Source organism: Mesorhizobium sp. M8A.F.Ca.ET.208.01.1.1, from assembly GCF_004791315.1.
Classification (GTDB): domain Bacteria; phylum Pseudomonadota; class Alphaproteobacteria; order Rhizobiales; family Rhizobiaceae; genus Mesorhizobium.
This window is the reverse complement of record NZ_SRUT01000026.1, coordinates 1-1444: the sequence shown is the minus strand read 5'-3', so window position 1 is coordinate 1444 and position 1444 is coordinate 1. Positions and strand designations below refer to the sequence as shown.

2 protein-coding genes are annotated in these 1444 nt (G+C 57.3%); both read right to left on the bottom strand.

Going from position 1 to position 1444, the window contains the following annotated elements; genetic code table 11:
* Positions 1 to 14: 14 nt before the first annotated feature.
* Positions 15 to 740 carry a hypothetical protein gene (locus tag EN851_RS34075; protein ID WP_135931040.1) on the bottom strand — a complete coding sequence of 242 codons (726 nt, stop codon included), beginning with the start codon at positions 738 to 740 and terminating at the stop codon, positions 15 to 17.
* A 38-nt stretch (positions 741 to 778) separates the two neighbouring features.
* A partial coding sequence (locus tag EN851_RS34070) for an ABC transporter substrate-binding protein (protein ID WP_245520884.1) occupies positions 779 to 1444 on the bottom strand: 666 nt, incomplete at its 5' end.

The window sequence follows — 1444 nt, the reverse complement described above, 5'->3', positions numbered from 1 at the left end:
GATAGGCCACTCCCTTAGGCGAGAAGAGATTTTGTAATGCTCATCAGATCAAAGACAGGCACATTGGTCAGCTTGCGAATATCCGATCGCCACTTGGGCATCCCAACACACTCAATCACTAGTGCTCGAACATCCTTAAGCGAGCCGTCGCTCAGTTCGCTTTCCAAACGAGTCACAAATTCCTCGCGGAGACTTCCATAGGTCCAGCCACCCAACTTGGAGCAATCGGGCTCCTCGATAGCTTTCCAGGACGGGAGATCACTGAAGCCCACAATCCGCATGCGCTTTATTCCAGGGTGATCACGCAGAAGCGCTTCAACGCATGGCTTTGAATAGGTCAGCACCCCAATCAGGCCAGATGTTGCAGAGAGCGCCAGATCGAGAAAATCGAGACCACTAAGCAGTACTGGTGTTTCTGTGCTGCCTCTTAGCAACTTCCAGCCGCACCAGAAAAATCCGCAATTCGCGATTACAAGATCGGCGTCGCTTTCCAAGCGGTGTACGGCTCGAGTGACGCCCTGCACCGCACTATCCGCCCCAGCGAGCGTCTCTCTCGGCCCGCCGCCCCTTGCGACCGCATAGACAGTATCGAACGGCCACGATGCCGGGCATTCAAAAGTGCCGACGAAATCTGAGCCAAGGCCGACCCGGTCGCTTTGGGAAAATCGCCCGTAGTCGCCAGTGAGATCGTTGTATTCCATTAATGCAACACCCAGCGTGGGGACAGATCCCTTAGTCATCGGCCATTTCTCCTAGTGACTTCTATCGCTCCGATTCATCAGGCCTCCAGCCAGCACTTGGCAAAGGCGTAACCGTCCATCAGACCGACGCGCCGCCCGCTGGTATAGCCGCCGACTTTGTCAGAAATGGCGTCGATGACCTGGTTGAACATCGGCACGATAACGCCGCCCTCGTCGCGAACGAGGATGGCCATCTCGCGATAGAGGTTCTTGCGCTTGTCCTGGTCGAATTCGCCACGCGCCTCCAAGAGAAGCTTGTCAAACTTTTCGTTGTGGAAGTGGGTGTCGTTCCATGCCGCCTTCGAGGAATAGGCGGTCGAGTACATCTGGTCCTGCGTCGCGCGCTCGCCCCAGTTACTTGGGCAGAAGGGCTGCTTGTTCCAGACCTCCGACCAGTAGCCGTCGTCCGGCACGCGTTTGACGTCGAGGGTAATGCCGGCCTTGGCGCAGCTCTGCTGGAAAAGCTGCGCGGCGTCGACGGCACCGGGAAAGCCGGCGTTGGCGGTGAGGAGCCGAATAGGGCCGCTGTGACCAGATTTCTTGTAGTGGAAGGCCGCTTTGTCAGGATCGAAGGTGCGCTGCTCGATGTCATCAGGGGACAGCGGATATCCAGCGTTGATCGGGAAGTCGTTGCCGACCGTTCCGTAGCCGCTCAGGATCTTGTCCAGCATCTCTTCGCGGTCAATGGCAAGCTTCAGCGCCAT